The sequence below is a fragment of the Mesobacillus harenae genome, from assembly GCF_013343715.1.
GTDB classification, from domain to species: Bacteria; Bacillota; Bacilli; order Bacillales; family Cytobacillaceae; genus Mesobacillus_A; species Mesobacillus_A harenae.
Genome location: NZ_JABUNR010000002.1, coordinates 156,039 through 171,621 on the forward strand (window position 1 = coordinate 156,039; position 15,583 = coordinate 171,621).

16 protein-coding genes and 1 tRNA gene are annotated in these 15,583 nt (G+C 42.7%); 1 reads left to right on the forward strand and 16 read right to left on the reverse strand.

The window, feature by feature from the left end; translation table 11 throughout:
• Positions 1-120: 120 nt before the first annotated feature.
• The 5 genes from gap to HRJ06_RS03035 form a co-directional block, all read right to left on the reverse strand.
• Entirely contained in the window at positions 121-1,128 is a 1,008-nt protein-coding gene (gap, locus tag HRJ06_RS03015) for a type I glyceraldehyde-3-phosphate dehydrogenase (RefSeq protein WP_174728646.1), read from the reverse strand.
• A gap of 49 nt (positions 1,129-1,177) precedes the next feature.
• On the reverse strand, positions 1,178-2,200 hold the full coding sequence (locus tag HRJ06_RS03020; protein ID WP_174728648.1) for a sugar-binding transcriptional regulator: 1,023 nt from the start codon (positions 2,198-2,200) through the stop codon (positions 1,178-1,180).
• Positions 2,201-2,327: 127 nt separating this feature from the next.
• Complete coding sequence (locus tag HRJ06_RS03025; RefSeq protein WP_174728651.1) at positions 2,328-2,588, reverse strand: glutaredoxin family protein; 261 nt, start codon at positions 2,586-2,588, stop codon at positions 2,328-2,330.
• A gap of 107 nt (positions 2,589-2,695) precedes the next feature.
• The gene (rpoN, locus tag HRJ06_RS03030) at positions 2,696-4,021 is read right to left on the reverse strand and encodes an RNA polymerase factor sigma-54 (RefSeq protein WP_174728654.1); all 1,326 of its coding nucleotides are present in this window, start codon (positions 4,019-4,021) and stop codon (positions 2,696-2,698) included.
• A gap of 268 nt (positions 4,022-4,289) precedes the next feature.
• Positions 4,290-4,361: transfer RNA gene (locus HRJ06_RS03035), tRNA-Arg, on the reverse strand.
• 324 nt (positions 4,362-4,685) lie between these two features.
• On the opposite strand from HRJ06_RS03035, the gene clpP reads away from it, so the two are divergent.
• A complete protein-coding gene (clpP, locus tag HRJ06_RS03040; RefSeq protein WP_174728657.1) occupies positions 4,686-5,288 on the forward strand; it encodes an ATP-dependent Clp endopeptidase proteolytic subunit ClpP in 603 nt (200 codons plus the stop codon).
• 91 nt (positions 5,289-5,379) lie between these two features.
• Here the strand turns inward: clpP and HRJ06_RS03045 are convergent, their stop codons facing one another.
• The 11 genes from HRJ06_RS03045 to hisH all read right to left on the reverse strand — a co-directional run bounded on the left by HRJ06_RS03045 (position 5,380) and on the right by hisH (position 15,556).
• The gene (locus tag HRJ06_RS03045) at positions 5,380-5,637 is read right to left on the reverse strand and encodes an HPr family phosphocarrier protein (RefSeq protein WP_174728661.1); all 258 of its coding nucleotides are present in this window, start codon (positions 5,635-5,637) and stop codon (positions 5,380-5,382) included.
• 59 nt (positions 5,638-5,696) lie between these two features.
• Positions 5,697-6,641 carry a DNA-binding protein WhiA gene (gene whiA, locus HRJ06_RS03050; protein WP_174728664.1) on the reverse strand — a complete coding sequence of 315 codons (945 nt, stop codon included), beginning with the start codon at positions 6,639-6,641 and terminating at the stop codon, positions 5,697-5,699.
• 39 nt (positions 6,642-6,680) lie between these two features.
• Positions 6,681-7,664: a gluconeogenesis factor YvcK family protein gene (locus tag HRJ06_RS03055; RefSeq protein ID WP_174728667.1), complete on the reverse strand. Its 984-nt coding sequence runs from the start codon at positions 7,662-7,664 to the stop codon at positions 6,681-6,683.
• A complete protein-coding gene (gene rapZ / locus HRJ06_RS03060; RefSeq protein ID WP_174728670.1) occupies positions 7,661-8,554 on the reverse strand; it encodes an RNase adapter RapZ in 894 nt (297 codons plus the stop codon). The genes HRJ06_RS03055 and rapZ overlap by 4 nt, the downstream gene beginning before the upstream one ends.
• 22 nt (positions 8,555-8,576) lie before the next feature.
• Positions 8,577-9,035, reverse strand: a complete 459-nt coding sequence (locus HRJ06_RS03065) for an NUDIX hydrolase (protein ID WP_174728674.1) — start codon at positions 9,033-9,035, stop codon at positions 8,577-8,579.
• 577 nt (positions 9,036-9,612) lie between these two features.
• On the reverse strand, positions 9,613-10,566 hold the full coding sequence (gene trxB, locus HRJ06_RS03070) for a thioredoxin-disulfide reductase (RefSeq protein ID WP_174728677.1): 954 nt from the start codon (positions 10,564-10,566) through the stop codon (positions 9,613-9,615).
• A 115-nt stretch (positions 10,567-10,681) separates the two neighbouring features.
• Positions 10,682-12,172 carry a tetratricopeptide repeat protein gene (locus HRJ06_RS03075; RefSeq protein WP_174728680.1) on the reverse strand — a complete coding sequence of 497 codons (1,491 nt, stop codon included), beginning with the start codon at positions 12,170-12,172 and terminating at the stop codon, positions 10,682-10,684.
• A 611-nt stretch (positions 12,173-12,783) separates the two neighbouring features.
• Positions 12,784-13,434 (reverse strand): bifunctional phosphoribosyl-AMP cyclohydrolase/phosphoribosyl-ATP diphosphatase HisIE, encoded by a 651-nt coding sequence (hisIE, locus tag HRJ06_RS03080; RefSeq protein ID WP_174728683.1) that lies wholly within the window; start codon positions 13,432-13,434, stop codon positions 12,784-12,786.
• Positions 13,431-14,189, reverse strand: a complete 759-nt coding sequence (gene hisF / locus HRJ06_RS03085) for an imidazole glycerol phosphate synthase subunit HisF (protein WP_174728686.1) — start codon at positions 14,187-14,189, stop codon at positions 13,431-13,433. The genes hisIE and hisF overlap by 4 nt, the downstream gene beginning before the upstream one ends.
• Positions 14,190-14,921: a 1-(5-phosphoribosyl)-5-[(5-phosphoribosylamino)methylideneamino]imidazole-4-carboxamide isomerase gene (gene hisA, locus HRJ06_RS03090; protein ID WP_174728689.1), complete on the reverse strand. Its 732-nt coding sequence runs from the start codon at positions 14,919-14,921 to the stop codon at positions 14,190-14,192.
• A complete protein-coding gene (gene hisH / locus HRJ06_RS03095; RefSeq protein ID WP_174728692.1) occupies positions 14,918-15,556 on the reverse strand; it encodes an imidazole glycerol phosphate synthase subunit HisH in 639 nt (212 codons plus the stop codon). Before hisH ends, hisA begins: the two co-directional genes overlap by 4 nt.
• Between the last annotated feature and the right edge of the window lie 27 nt (positions 15,557-15,583).

Genomic DNA, 15,583 nt, shown 5'->3' on the forward strand with positions numbered 1-15,583 from the left:
GTCCCCACTCCCCTTTTCATCCCTTTTCATTATAGATGTTCGCGAATGATTTTTCCAATATGTGCCTGCCATATCACGAACTTGTTCTAAACAAAAAATGACTGGTTTTTTAACTGGGGCTTAAAGTCCCTGTTTTGCAATATATTCGCATAGGTCAACAACACGGTTTGAATAACCTGTTTCGTTATCATACCAAGAAATAACTTTTACCATGTTGCCTTCCATTACCATTGTAGACAAAGCATCGATAGTTGAAGAAGCTGGTTCGCCGTTATAATCACTAGATACTAGTGGCTCTTCACTGTATGCAAGGATGCCTTTTAAAGCTCCTTCAGAAGCTTCTTTAAATGCTGCGTTAATTTCTTCTGCTGTTACGTCTTTTTCAAGCTCTGCAACTAAGTCAACTAACGAGACGTTTGGAGTTGGAACTCGCATTGCTCCGCCATTTAGTTTTCCTTTCAACTCAGGAAGCACTAGAGATACTGCTTTTGCTGCTCCAGTAGTAGTGGGGATAATGTTTTCAGCTGCTGCACGAGCACGACGGTAATCTTTGTGCGGCAGGTCAAGAATTTGCTGGTCATTTGTATAAGAATGAACTGTCGTCATCATTCCGCGCTTGATTCCAAAGTTGTCGTTTAACACCTTTGCAAATGGAGCTAAACAGTTTGTCGTACAAGATGCATTCGAAATGACATGATGGTTTGCAGCGTCATATTTCTCATGGTTAACACCCATTACTACTGTGATATCTTCGTCATTTGCTGGTGCAGAGATGATAACTTTCTTTGCTCCTGCTTCAAGGTGCTTCGCAGCATCGTCACGCTTTGTGAAACGGCCTGTAGATTCAACGACCACTTCAACACCAAGGTCGCCCCAGCCAAGCTGTGCAGGATCTCTTTCAGCAAGAACCTTTATCTTCTTGCCGCCAACAATAAGGGAGTTCCCATCAACTGAAACATCTTCATTTAATTTTCCATGAACCGTGTCATATTTTAAAAGATGAGCAAGCATGTTTGCATCTGTTAAATCATTTACAGCCACCACTTCAACATTTGGGTTGTTTAGTGCTGCGCGGAATACTACACGTCCAATTCTTCCAAATCCGTTAATACCAATCTTTACTGCCATTATTTTTTCCTCCTTTTAATCATAAGGACATTTTTTTATATAAAGGGAATTACCCTTGTACCAATAGTTTGGCTGCACCTTCATCTGTGATCAAAACCGTCGAGTCTGGGGCTGATTTCATATAGGCTCTAATAGCTTTTGCCTTTGTTGAACCTCCAGCTACCGCGATGACATTGTCAATTTCCGTCAAATCACTTAACTGAAGCCCAATTGTGAGCACTTTATGGACAACTTCACCGGCTTCATTAAAATAATAGCCGAAAGCCTCGCCAACAGCTTTTCCTTCGATAATCTTTTCCATATCCTGACCACGAGTATTACGGCGCTCTGCCATCGCTTTAGCGTCTCCAATTCCATGTAAAACCATGCTCGCCGATTTTATCTGGGTCAAAACCTCATGGATCAATGGTTCTTTTAAGAACGATTCATAAATCTCCGGGCTTACCTGATCAGGGACATACAGAACCTGATGCTTGGAAGCCGTCTTGTCTGCCATAATCGCACATATGGTATTTGCCTGGTTCTTTACATCCTGGCCAATGCCGCCTCTCGCTGGTACAAACATCAAATCTTTTTCCTTAAAAGCAGGCGGAAGCATCTGGGCTATTGCCGCCATAGTTGAGCCGCCAGTTACTGCGATGATATTTTTTCCTGTTAGGAAGTCTTTCATGCAAGATGCTCCTGCTCTTCCCAGCTCACTTTTAACAGTATCGGATTCGTCGCTGTCTCCTGGAACAACAATTGCCTGTTTAATGCCAAGCTGCTTTTGAAGCTGTTGTTCTAGTACATCTATACCCGTCAAGTCACGCATTATTCTATCAAGACTTTCCAGTATATCTTTTCCCTCATCCGTCATGCTCATTCCATGACTTGATATCAAAATAAGATTCTGGTCCTTCAAGAATTCTACTTCACTTCTTAAAACGCGTTCTGTAAGGCCAAGACTTACAGACAGGCTCCTTCGCCCAACTGGCTGCATTAAATTTATGTACTGAAGGATACTGTAACGTTTTTGCATAATCTGAAGCAGATCAGGCAATATTCTTTTTTGAACATCAATAAAGGACTGCATGATGATGGTCTCCTTCATCTTAAAGTAGTGGCCGCCATTCGTCCCGGTTAGACATATTATGTCCCACTAACCCCAAAAAAAATCACTCCTGATTCAATTTTCATTCTAACAGGAGTGGAAACTCAATTCAACTTTTATACTTTACTTTTTTCGATGTAAACGCTTCACTTAGATAATTTTTATTAATTTGCCCATATTGAAGCTCGTCACCGTTTAATTCAACCACCGGAATCATTAGACCATAGAGTTCAGTCAACCTGTCCTCCGCTGCAATATCAACCTCTTCCAACACAAACTCCCAATCATGCTGAAGCTCGATTAGCACATTCTTGGCTTTGTCGCATAACGGGCACTGTTTCCGCGTGTATAGCTTTACCCTATTTTCCACTCTCACTACTCCTTCTTTCACTGCTCGACTGAGGTTGGCATTCTCTCTTTTATTGATGAAATTAAGCAGGTACTTCACTTATTTCAAAAAGGCTTTGCAATACTCACTCATTCAAACCTTTTCCGTTTAGAAGAAGAGGCAATCCCCAGCTGATCTCGGTATTTAGCTACGGTTCTTCTTGAGATCACAATACCCTCTGATTCTTGCAGTAATTCTGCAATCCCTTGGTCTGAGAGAGGCTTACGCTTATCTTCAGACTTCACCAAATTCTCAATCGCGTCCTTTGCCTGCTGGGAAGAGGCATTTTCCTGGTCGGTTGACTGAATCGCACTAGTAAAAAAGGATCTAAGCTCCAGCGTCCCGAATGGAGTTTGGGCATATTTCCCGCGAACAGCACGGCTAACTGTTGATTCGTGGATTCCTAGTTCTTCGGAAACCTCCCGCATTGTCATCGGACGCAAATACTGTGTTCCCAACCGGAAAAATTCCTGCTGTTTTTCAACAATTTTGAGGGCAACCCTAATTAATGTTTCTTTTCGCTGCTCAAGACTTTTTAAAATCCAATGATAATCCTGCTGTTTTTCATGTAAAAACTTAGCAACTTCTCCATCACCATGAGCGGCAAGCTCCTGGTAGTAAGATTCATTAAAGGTAATTTTCGGGACTGTTTCTTCAAAAACACTCACCTCTACTGAATCCTCTACTCTTCTAATCACCACGTCAGGAATAACGTAAACAGATGTTTCACGTTTAAAAACGGCTCCTGGCCGCGGATTGAGTGTTTGAATTTCATCAAATACCTTTTGGATTTCCTTTATATTAACTCCAAGTAAGCTTGCAATTGTTTTCCACTTTTTGTCCGCAAAAAGCATAAAGTGATCAGAAATAATCGAAATGGCTAGTTGATTGACTGGTTTCTTTTTCTCCAACTGAATTTTGAGGCATTCCTGCAAATTTCGTGCCCCAATACCGGCAGGCTCTAAAGCATGAAGAAGTTCAAGGCATTCCTCAACACTTTCAAGCGAAATACCGGACTGCGAAGCGAACTCCTCACAGTTGATCCCAAGGTAACCGTTTTCATCAATGCTTCCAATAAGCTGTTTCAAAATATGTTTTTGCTTATCCGTATATTGAATTAACTGAGATAATAGATGATCTTCAAGGGTGCTGGTTTGTTCCCCAATTTTCTCGATCCAATTTTCAAGCTCCCGTTGGGAAGACTTACTAAAACTCTTGATCCGATCGACTCTCGGATCCATCGCCCGAACATGGGTGGGTTCAACTTGAATCAGGGGATTTTCCATAGCCTTGCTCTCTAAAAAGGCATTTAGCTCCTGGGCAGTATACTGCAAGAGCGCAATGGCCTGCGAAAGCTCCTGCGTCATGGCCAGTTTTAAAGATTGTTTTTGCCATAATCCTGCTTTAAGATCCATACTCTATTCCCCCCCTTTACCATTTTACAGCAAAGTTGAATATTATTGAATGGAAATAAATTGGGTTCGATATTAAAGGGAACGTGAAAGGAAGCATCCTTTTATTCCTGTAAGGAATCCTCTTTTTGGAATAAGGGCTTTATGTGGATAACTGAAGTTATTTATTGATAGAATATTTCCACTTTCGGGTAGAAGCTTTTTCTCATGGATATTTTATCCATATAAAAAGCCCCGTACCCTTTTTAATAAGGATACGAGGCTTTTATAACGCCCTCGGAGGGAATCGAACCCCCATCTCAAGAACCGGAATCTTACGTGCTATCCGTTGCACCACGAGGGCAAATCTGAGCAGTATTATTCAAGTATAATAATTGGTCACCTGAATAGGTGCTACGTTTAACTATTATAGGGCATGTTTACAGTATTGGCAAGTGATCTTTTAGTTTAAAAAAATGTTTCTTGGGTAAGATGGAAACGGAGTGATAAATTGGCAGGTGAAAATTGTCGAACATTTCATTTGCGCTGAGCGAGTGATTCGTTTGACCTTTATTGACCTTCAGTGTATCATAAAAAGTACATAGCAACACGCCCCTATTACTTTAAAGATAGGGCAAACAACGATAGAATAAATATGAACGAGTGAAGTTGAAGGAGGAAAACAAAAATGAACTTGATTCCTACAGTTATTGAACAAACGAATCGTGGCGAGCGTGCATACGACATATACTCCCGCCTGTTAAAGGACCGGATCATTATGCTCGGCAGCGGGATTGATGACCATGTTTCCAATTCGATCGTTGCTCAGTTATTATTCCTAGAAGCAGAAAACCCGGAAAAAGACATATCCATCTACATTAACAGCCCAGGTGGAAGCATTACAGCCGGAATGGCTATCTACGATACAATGCAGTTTATCAGACCTGATGTACAGACAATCTGTATCGGTATGGCTGCATCAATGGGCGCTTTCTTGCTTGCTGCAGGAACAAAGGGCAAGCGTTATGCTCTTCCGAACAGTGAAGTAATGATCCATCAGCCACTTGGAGGCGCGCAAGGCCAGGCAACTGAAATTGAAATTGCAGCCAAACGCATTCTTTTCCTTCGTGAAAAGCTAAATACCATCCTTTCAGAGCGCACAGGCCAGCCTTTAGAAGTAATCTCTAAAGATACGGACCGTGATAACTTCATGACAGCTGAACGAGCATTGGAATATGGTCTTGTCGATCAGATTATCACTCGCAGCCCTTCAGAAGACAAAAAGAAGTAGGAATAACAGCAAAAGCATCCCGCTAATGGTGCTTAGCTTAATTACAACTAAAAAACTCGCACCGTATCTGGTGCGAGTTTTTTTATTTGTCTCAGCCAACCTGCTCAATGTAGTCAGCCAGCTTTTGCAGTGCTTCTTCTTCGTCGTTTCCTTCTGCAATTAAATTGACCGTCGTACCAGATCCCAGTGCAAGACTCATTAAGCCCATTATACTTTTTGCGTTTACCTTTTTTCCGTCTTTCTCCAAAAATATATCAGATGAAAACCTGTTTGCTTCTTGAACAAACAATGCAGCAGGCCGAGCCTGTAATCCAGTTTTTAATTTAATCTCTACTTGTTTTTCAACCATCGATTAATCCTCCTTTTATGTATTTTTTGTTTACAAGGTCACTACTTTAGCTTTTTCACTTATCTAATCGGGTCTCCGGCTCGCAGTTTATCGGCAATTTCATCAATTTTTCTTAGGCGATGATTTATTCCTGACTTACTGATCGTGCTGCCAGATACCATTTCTCCCAGTTCTTTAAGCGTGACATCCTGGTATTCAACACGAAGCTCCGCAATTTCACGCAACCGATCGGGTAATATTTGCAGGCCAATCGTTTCCTGAATATAGCGGATATTTTCCACCTGTCTAAGGGCAGCACCGATGGTTTTATTTAAATTGGCCGTTTCGCAATTGACAAGACGGTTAACGGAATTTCGCATGTCACGGACAATCCGGATATCCTCAAAGCGAAGCAAAGCATTATGAGCACCAATGATATTCAAATACTCAGTAATTTTTTCTGCTTCTTTCAAGTAAGTAATAAACCCCTTTTTACGCTCCAGTGCCTTGCTGTTTAGTCCAAACATATTCATTAATTCACAAAGTGAGTCGTTATGTTCCTGATATAATGAAAAAATCTCCAGATGATAGGAAGATGTCTCAGGGTTGTTAACCGATCCTCCAGCGAGGAATGCTCCTCTCAAGTAAGAACGCTTACAACATTTCTTTTTTACAAGTTCCTCTGAGATTTGATGAATAATAGTAAAGTCCGTACCCAGGATTTTAAGATCTTCTAATATATTACGGGCAGATTCTTTTAAGCGGACAATATAGACATTATTCTTCTTCAGCCTCATCTTTTTCCGGACTAACAGCTCGACTTGGATTGGATAATTTCTTTTAATCAGGATATAAATTCTCCGTGCAATCGCAGCATTCTCCGTTTGAACATCTACGATTAATTTCTTGTTGGAAAAGGAAAGTGCTCCATTCATCCTGATTAAGGCTGAGAGTTCTGCTTTTCCGCAACAGTCTTTTACTTCCAAGTTTGTTAGTTCCTTTTTTGTTTCCGAAGCGAAAGACATCCTCCCACCTCCTGTTCAGACAAACGCTTGCTGTAGTATTTACGCGTTATATGTCGATTTGGTTTCATCTGATAGTAAAGAATATAAAATTTCTGCTACTTTTTTTGTATCATGACGGATCACGTCTCCATCTAAGTTGGCAATTTGAGCTTGAACCACTTCAATGCCCATCTCTTCCAAGCGTTCTATATCAAAATGAACTGGCTTAGCCAGTTCTTCACTGTATCGGTTTCGAACCTCTGAAGGTATCGCTTCGTTGTTCACAAGGACTGTATCTATAAAAGGGCAATCCATATGATCATAGATTGCTTTTACATGATCACTTGCCGTGAAATCGTGTGTTTCCCCAGCCTGAGTCATTAGGTTGCTTATATACACTTTCCTCGCCTTTGCCTGGCAAACTTCATTACCCAACCCAGGTACCATTAAATTCGGCAGGATACTAGTGTATAGGCTGCCAGGTCCGATGATAATTAAGTCTGCCAGCTTAATCTCCTGAACCGTTTCCTGAAGGGGCAAGACATTATCAGGAGTCAGATAGACACGTTTTATTCGTTTTCCTGAATAGGGGATCTTTGATTCTCCGCTGACTATCGTACCGTCTTCCATCTCGGCGTTTAAAACAACACTTTGATTGGCAGCTGGCAGCACCTTCCCGCGGACATTGAGCACCTTGCTCATCTCCTGGATCGCGTGCACAAAGTCTCCTGTGATGGAAGTCATTGCAGCCAGAATTAGATTCCCAAGTGAGTGCCCTGATAATTCATTGGATGTTTTAAAGCGATGCTGAAACATCTCTTCAACAAGTGGCTCCACGTCCGATAAAGCAGCCAGCACATTTCGAATATCTCCCGGGGGCGGAATATGCATTTCATTTCTAATTCGGCCTGAACTTCCCCCGTCATCCGCTACTGTTACTATTGCCGTAATATCAACGGGAAAATTTTTCAGCCCGCGCAGCAGGACAGGCAGCCCGGTTCCCCCTCCTATAATGACTATTCTTGGTTGTTCGTCTGGATTCATGTAACTTTTTCCTTCCTCTTTTCGATATCACGATGTGTGACAACGGTTCGGTAATCGCTCGCAAAGTGTGCGGCGATATGCTCAGAAAGTGCAACAGATCGGTGCTGGCCGCCTGTACAGCCAATTGCAATCACAAGCTGGGACTTCCCTTCACGCTTATAATGCGGAAGCATAAAGCTCAGCAGTTCGGTTACTTTTTCCAGAAACTTGTTTGTTTCATTCCATTTTAAAACATAACTGGATACATCCTCATCCAAACCTGTTTTTGGACGCATATGTTCAATATAGTGTGGGTTCGGAAGAAATCTCACATCAAATACTAAATCAGCATCTATCGGAATGCCATGTTTAAAGCCGAATGATACAAGATTAACAGTAAACGGGATTTTTTTATTCGCTGAAAACTCATTCAGAATTTTTTCACGCAGCTCCCTAGGCTTTAACTCTGAAGTATTGTAAATAAGCTGGGCTCTGCCCTTCAGCTCTTCAAGCAAGTCTCGTTCCATCGCGATTCCCTCAAGCGGAAGCCCTGACGGTGCCAGCGGATGTGAGCGTCTAGTCTCCTTATAGCGGCGAACAAGCGTCGAGTCATTCGCTTCCAAAAAAAGAACTTGCGGAGCCACCCAGGACGTCTCAGCTAGATCGTCCAGTGCCTTGAAAAGGGAATCGAAGAACTCTCGGCCGCGCAGATCCATGACCAGCGCAACCTTATTCATTTTGTGACCTGATTCTTTCATAAGCTCAAGAAACTTGGGAAGCAGTGTAGGCGGAAGGTTATCTACACAGAAAAAGCCGAGATCTTCAAAACTTTGGATCGCAACCGTCTTTCCCGCCCCTGACATCCCGGTAATAATCACCATTTGGGTATCATTTGCCGAACCGATACTCATGTTTTCTTCCCCCCGAAAAAAATTAATTTGGATCTAATCGATATTGAAGCAATTCAAAATCAGGTGTGTATGTGAACGTACCATATATGACGCCTTGGCCATGAACCATATATTCAAGAATATGATGGTCCCCCGCTGCCATAGGAAGATTAGCTATTTCATCTAATTCATGCCATGCTAGTATTCCTTCTTCACACTCATCAACTTGCAATCCATCCGACTCAGTCGCATAAAATGTGAACATCATCCACTCATCTACGACCTGGTTCCCATCCTTCATAATAAAAGAGAAAATCCCTTTAATTTTTGGATTAAGCAAATAAATACCAGTTTCTTCTCTAAATTCACGAACACAGGAATCTTTGATTGTTTCCGACGGTTCCATTTTTCCGCCAGGAGCTACCCACCAATTTCGACGGGGCTTTTGTAATAGCAAAATCTTATTATCTTTTACCAGGACACAGTTTGCGACCCGCTGCATAGCAGTCACCTCGTTGACTTCTTTTAATTGTAGAATGGCTCATCCAGCCATCTTTAACGAACTTCCATTAACTATAAGAGGACTAATAGAAAATTCGCCCGGCCGTTATTTGATTCTTTTCATTATACTATTTTTGCAAACCAGTCACAATGAATCAAAATTGATAATTCTGTGAGGTATGTTTTTTTAACCTGTATGTGTTGTTATATTCGCCCAAGACAGCCTGTAATACTCTTTTTGGACAAAAAAAGAGCACAGGCGAACCTGCGCTGTAAAAGGATTATATTTTTAAAAGGGGGTCAATTTCTACTTTTATAATACCCCATCTTTATTTCACTACTGTTACAGGAAAGTTAAAACGTAATGACGGTTTATTAAGATAAAAAGTCTAAAGGAAAACCCCTCAACAGATTTAGTTAAATGTATGCCCTAAAGGCGGCCCGAATTGTCGTTCCCTGGCACATTACTGTCGCTTGGAAACCGACTACTTATCCGCAAGCATCTCATTTTCAGCCTATTTAAGCACGATAAGGAAAAAAATAAGCCGTTCAAGCTTCAAGCTCGAACGGTTTCATAATTATGCTTTGTTAGCCTTTAATTCTTCAGCCAGTTCCTCTACATAATGCTGAGCAGCCTGGGCGGCAATACTGCCGTCGCCAGTAGCTGTGACAATCTGGCGCAACGTCTTTTCGCGAATATCTCCAGCAGCATAAATGCCAGGGATCTTCGTTTCCATTTGCTCATTTGTTTCAATATAGCCATTTTCATTTGTGATGCCTAGGCTTACAAATGGTTTTGTCAGCGGAAGCATACCGATGTAAATGAAAACACCATCAGTTTTAAATTCCTGCTCTTCACCATTCTCAGTTGAAACAAGAGTTACACTGCCAACCTTGCCGCCGTCTTCGTTGATTTCTTTTACTGTATGATTCCAAATGAAATCAATTTTTTCGTTAGCAAACGCGCGGTCCTGAAGGATTTTCTGGGCACGAAGCTCATCACGGCGATGGACGATTGTTACTTTAGAGGCGAAGCGAGTTAAATAGACTCCCTCTTCGACCGCTGAGTCACCGCCGCCAACAACGACAAGTTCCTTGCCTTTAAAGAAAGCTCCGTCACAGACAGCGCAATAAGAAACTCCGCGTCCGCCAAGCTCTTTTTCACCAGGTACACCGATCTTTTTATATTCTGCACCAGCAGAGATGATAATCGCACGAGCTTTGTATTGTTTAGAACCCGCGACAATAGTTTTATACTCTTTGCCGTCGATGATTTCTTTTACATCGCCGTATGCATATTCAGCACCGAATTTCTTCGCATGATCGAACATTTTAGTAGAAAGGTCAGGGCCTAAAATATGATCAAAGCCCGGATAGTTTTCAACTTCCTCGGTATTTGCCATTTGTCCGCCCGGTACGCCTCGCTCTAACATCAGCGTCGATAAGTTGGCACGCGATGTATAGACAGCCGCAGTCATCCCAGCTGGTCCGGCACCGACAATTATGACGTCATAGATTTTTTCTTCAGACACGGTGAATCAACTCCTTTAATATGCCAATAGATCAAGGATTCTGTTTCCATCGGAAATAGTATTTCCCTTCTATTCATATCCTATAAAACAAAGGAGGAAGAGTCCAAAGATATGCTTAGTTTAAACAGTTATTCACCATTTTGACATACTTTGTGACCGTAGCAGCTGAAAGACCATATTTAGTCGCTACCTTCTGCTTCGAGGCTTTGTTGTGGCGCAGCTGTTCCCAAACATACTCAACCGCAGCAGCCCAGGCTTTTTGATTTTTAAAATCATAGCCGGCCCCCACCGCTTCTTCAAAAACGGAAAACCATAATAAGTAAATGCCCGCTTCCTCTGAATCGGCCGGATAATGATACTCATACAGCAACTTAGCTGTTTCATGAGCGTTCATCAATAGCTTGCTTGCCCCCCGCTTGTTGGAACCGGTCTGGACAAACTCAAAATAATCCTTTTCTGTGGAAGTCAGTTTTACCTTCTTAATCGTTTCGATAATTTCTCTTTTTTTCTCTGATAATGAAGTAAGAAACAGAGCAAATAACCGTTCTTCGGAATACTCACTTTTCAGGCGGGTTAGAATTTCGCTCTCAAACGAATCCCCAGCAGATATTTCATCAGACCACGGCTCGAGTCCGGCTTTTTCAGGATTAAAATCAATCACTTGCTTCCAAGCCCATTTTGCAGTCTGTTGTTTTCCTGTGTGATACGCTGAATGCGCCAGCCAGTAATAGAACGGACCGTCACCATCATAACCAGACTTATGAAGCTTTTTCAGCCACTTGTATGCAAGATCATGCTCACCGATTAAAGCAAACGTTGCTCCAAGCTTGAACTGGTGTTCTGACAGCATTGGATTAACTTTGCTTAACATATTCTTTAATTCTATTACACTGCTAATCTCATTCTCGTAAAAAGCAAACACAAGTCCATTACAAAGCGCATGAAGATTGCCTTGATTTCGTGTCAGCACATCTTCAAGAATTTTTTTGGCTTTAACTGTTTCGCCGAGGTAAAAATAAGCTAACGCAAGATTATTGTAGGCTGACCAGTATTCTGGATATTCCTCAATGATTTGCTCAAATATTTTAATGGCTTCTGGGAATTCGCCGTTTTCAAGCAGCCCTCTAGCCTGATCCTGCTTAACAATTAAATCATCTTCTTCATAGAGGAGTTCATCAAGTTCCTCTGCCTCAACAGCAAGCAGATCCATCAGGTCCTCTGTTTCTTCTAAAAACTCGCCATCTGTATTATGCTCGATATACATATTGGCATGATGATAAGCATCTTTAAATAATCCCATATGGGCATAGTTATTTGCTAAAAAATAATGACATTCCGTCATTTCTTGGTCCAATTCCTCAAGGATCATGTGCAAAAGACGAATCGATTGCTGGTAATCGCCCAGCTCCGTGTAAACAATCGCCAGCTGACAGACAATCATCGGCTCCCCGGGCTCAAGCTGCATAGCACGTTGAAAATACTTGCTGGCTTTTTTCAGATCCCGCCTATGAAATGCCTTGATCCCCTTTGTGAAGTAATATTCACCAGTTGGAACAAACGAAACGACCTGCGCCTTTGGTTTTAGTGCTTTATTGTCTTTTCCCATTGAGCCCTCCGTAAATGATTATTAACTAACGTAGTATATCACAGGTAGAGCCTGTTCAGGAAGGGTATGTGAGAAAGTCTTTTGGATAGGAGGCAGTTTTAATTTGGAGAGCATGGAGTTTTCTGTCAATGCGAATAGGGGCACAATGCTTGAGGCATGGGATAAGACAAACCAGGCAAATACTTGATTAAAATTATATTATAGAATGCAGACATAAACTTCTACACTGCAGGTACTATCCTTTTCCGCTTCAGGCAGTCGCTTTCCGCGGGCAACACTTCAGCTTCCTCGGAAGAAAACCGCTTCCTGCGGGATCTTCAGTTGTTGCTTTTCCCGCTGGAGTCGACTGCCCTTCGCTTCAATCATGATGCCTACTCATTTATAGATGCAACACTAGCGGAGGAAATACACGAAGACTCCTGCGGGATAGCGAAGAAGTTGAGACCCCGCAGTGAGGGACGAACGAGGAGGCTCAGCTCGAGCCCGCGGAAAGCGTAGTGTATTTCCAGAGCTGTAGTTTTGTCGCAGAATGGGTAAAATCAATGTTCAAAATTATATACTTTCTTGTTTTTAAATAAAAACCGGCCTCGTTTTCAGGCCGGTCAGGTCACTTATTTATTGTGTCTTTCTCTTAGAACGCCGAGCACTTCTTTGAGCGGAAGCTTCTGCTCCTGCAATAAAACCAATAAATGATACAGGAGGTCGGCACTTTCCCACTTAAGTTCCTCTGCATCGCGGTTTTTGGCAGCGATAATAACTTCCGATGCTTCTTCCCCGACCTTTTTCAGAATCTTATCGACGCCTTTTTCAAATAAATATGTAGTGTAGGCCCCTTCTGGACGTTCCTTCTCACGGTCGGCAATCAGCCTTTCAAGCTCAATCAGAATAGCAACATCCGAATCAGCAGCTTTTCCTGTTTCTGCAATCCCCTGTGTATCTTCTGCTTTATACAACTCTTCAGAGAAGCAGCTTATAGCACCGGTATGGCAGGCAGGCCCAGTTGGCTTCACTAGCACCACGAGCGCATCCTTGTCACAATCAAGTTTGATCTCTACAATTGTTTGCGTGTTTCCGCTTGTCACTCCCTTATGCCACAGCTCTTGTCGTGAACGGCTGTAGAACCAGGTTTCACCAGTTTCGAGCGACTTTTGCAATGATTCCTCGTTCATATAAGCAAGCGTTAAAACTTCTTTTGAACTGGCATCCTGAACAATCGCCGGGATCAGTCCATTTGCATCATATTTTAATTCCTGCAAACTCATCTTACAGCCACTCCTTTCTCCTTCAAATCTGCTTTCACTTCCTCGATCGATGTTTCTTTATAATGAAAAATTGATGCAGCTAAGGCCGCATCCGCTTTACCTTTTGTAAAAGCTTCCGCAAAATGAGAAGCATTTCCTGCTCCGCCTGATGCAATAACCGGTACGCTGACAGCATCGCTTACTGCCTTTGTCAGGGCAAGATCAAAGCCGTTTTTTTCGCCATCACTGTCCATGCTTGTCAGCAAAATTTCACCAGCACCGCGCAATACTGCTTCTTTCGCCCAATCAATTACTTCCCACTCAGTTGGCTTGCGTCCGCCATGTGTGTAAACGCGCCATGACCCAAGCTCACTATCATATTTTGCATCAATCGCAACAACGATGCACTGTGTTCCAAAGAAATCTGCGCCCTCGGAAATCAATTCCGGATTCAGTACCGCTGCTGTATTCAAACTAACCTTATCAGCTCCAGAACGTAAAATTCGCTTCATGTCTTCCAAAGAATTAATTCCGCCGCCGACAGTAAAAGGTATCGCCAGCTCGGAGGCAACAGCCTGAACCACTTCAACCATTGTTTTACGGCCTTCATGGGACGCCGAAATATCCAGGAACACAAGCTCATCAGCGCCTTGCTTATCATAAAAGCGCGCAAGCTCAACTGGATCACCTGCATCGCGAAGCTGTACAAACTGAATTCCTTTAACAACTCTTCCTTCTTTTACATCAAGACAAGGAATAATTCGTTTTGTCAGCATTTATTCTTTCCCCGTTTCCAAAGCCTGTTTTACAGTAAAGCGGCCCTCATAAATCGCCTTACCGATAATGGCACCATTCACTCCGGTGGCACTTAAATTTTTTAAAGCAGTAAGATCGGCAAGCTCACTTACCCCTCCGGAGGCTATGACACTTTTGCCTGTTTCCAAAGCCATTTGCTTGACCGCCTCTAGATTCGGGCCCGCCAGCGTCCCATCTGTTGCAATATCGGTAAAGATAAACGTCTCAGCCCCGGCTTGCGCAAATCGTTTGCCAAGCTCGACGGCTTTTACCTCTGATGTGCTCATCCAGCCATGGGTTGCTACATAGCCATCTTTCGCATCAATGCCAATGGCAATCTGGCCTGAGTACTTCCGGACCATTTCTTCAGCAAATTCCGGATCCGATACGGCAATACTTCCAATAATCACGCGGGCCACGCCATTATTAAGATAATGGAGAATATCTTCCTCACTGCGAATCCCGCCGCCAATTTGCACTTTGGCTTTTAGTTCGCGTGCTGCCTGAATCACATATTCATCGTTAACACGCTTTCCATCCTTAGCGCCATCCAAATCGACCATATGAATCCATCCTGCACCCTCATCTGCAAACTTTTTTGCCATATCAAAGGGAGAATCTCCATACACTGTTTCTTTATCGTAATCGCCTTGAAGGAGGCGGACGCAGTTTCCGCCCCTCATATCAATTGCCGGGTAGATTGTAAAACTCATTGGACTGCCTTCCTTTCCTCAGCCAGCCTTGTAAAATTCCGTAAAAGTTCCATCCCAAGGCTGCCGCTTTTTTCTGGGTGGAACTGCATACCATATATATTTCCTTTTCCAACTACAGCCGGCACCACTACATCATACTCGGCTGCAGCAATTAGCACATCCTGTTCGTTCGTTTTTACATAAAAGGAATGAACAAAATAAACATAATCCTCTTCAATATTTGTTAAAATATCGGACGAACGGACAAATGAGAGGTTGTTCCAGCCCATATGGGGGACTTTGTACGTATTGCCGTCAGCTGACCGGCCAGGAAACATATGACAGCTTCCCGATAATAAACCGAGCCCTTTTGTTGGGCCATTTTCTTCACTTTCTTCAAATAAAAGCTGCATGCCCAGGCAAATTCCCAGCAATGGTTTCCCTGTTGCGGCAAACTCCTTCACCATTTTCGCGAGCCCTGTTTCACTCAGGCGCTCCATAGCATCCCGATAGGACCCCACCCCTGGTAAAATCAGTGCATCAGCAGCCATTAATTCACTTTCGTCTTCAGATAAAAAATAAGGAACCCCCAGGCGTTCAAGCGCTTTGCTGACACTGAATAAATTCCCCATTCCATAATCCGCGATGCCAATCATATAGAACACCCTTCCATGGAACCGTGT

Bases quoted from the DNA above. Each gene is read 5' to 3' on its own strand.
- gap (WP_174728646.1), bottom strand. From the start codon at position 1,128: ATGGCAGTAAAGATTGGTATTAACGGATTTGGAAGAATTGGACGTGTA.
- HRJ06_RS03020 (WP_174728648.1), bottom strand. From the start codon at position 2,200: ATGCAGTCCTTTATTGATGTTCAAAAAAGAATATTGCCTGATCTGCTT.
- rpoN (WP_174728654.1), bottom strand. From the start codon at position 4,021: ATGGATCTTAAAGCAGGATTATGGCAAAAACAATCTTTAAAACTGGCC.
- clpP (WP_174728657.1), top strand. From the start codon at position 4,686: ATGAACTTGATTCCTACAGTTATTGAACAAACGAATCGTGGCGAGCGT.
- HRJ06_RS03045 (WP_174728661.1), bottom strand. From the start codon at position 5,637: ATGGTTGAAAAACAAGTAGAGATTAAATTAAAAACTGGATTACAGGCT.
- whiA (WP_174728664.1), bottom strand. From the start codon at position 6,641: ATGTCTTTCGCTTCGGAAACAAAAAAGGAACTAACAAACTTGGAAGTA.
- HRJ06_RS03055 (WP_174728667.1), bottom strand. From the start codon at position 7,664: ATGAATCCAGACGAACAACCAAGAATAGTCATTATAGGAGGGGGAACC.
- rapZ (WP_174728670.1), bottom strand. From the start codon at position 8,554: ATGAGTATCGGTTCGGCAAATGATACCCAAATGGTGATTATTACCGGG.
- HRJ06_RS03065 (WP_174728674.1), bottom strand. From the start codon at position 9,035: ATGCAGCGGGTCGCAAACTGTGTCCTGGTAAAAGATAATAAGATTTTG.
- HRJ06_RS03075 (WP_174728680.1), bottom strand. From the start codon at position 12,172: ATGGGAAAAGACAATAAAGCACTAAAACCAAAGGCGCAGGTCGTTTCG.
- hisIE (WP_174728683.1), bottom strand. From the start codon at position 13,434: ATGAGTTTGCAGGAATTAAAATATGATGCAAATGGACTGATCCCGGCG.
- hisF (WP_174728686.1), bottom strand. From the start codon at position 14,189: ATGCTGACAAAACGAATTATTCCTTGTCTTGATGTAAAAGAAGGAAGA.
- hisA (WP_174728689.1), bottom strand. From the start codon at position 14,921: ATGAGTTTTACAATCTACCCGGCAATTGATATGAGGGGCGGAAACTGC.
- hisH (WP_174728692.1), bottom strand. From the start codon at position 15,556: ATGATTGGCATCGCGGATTATGGAATGGGGAATTTATTCAGTGTCAGC.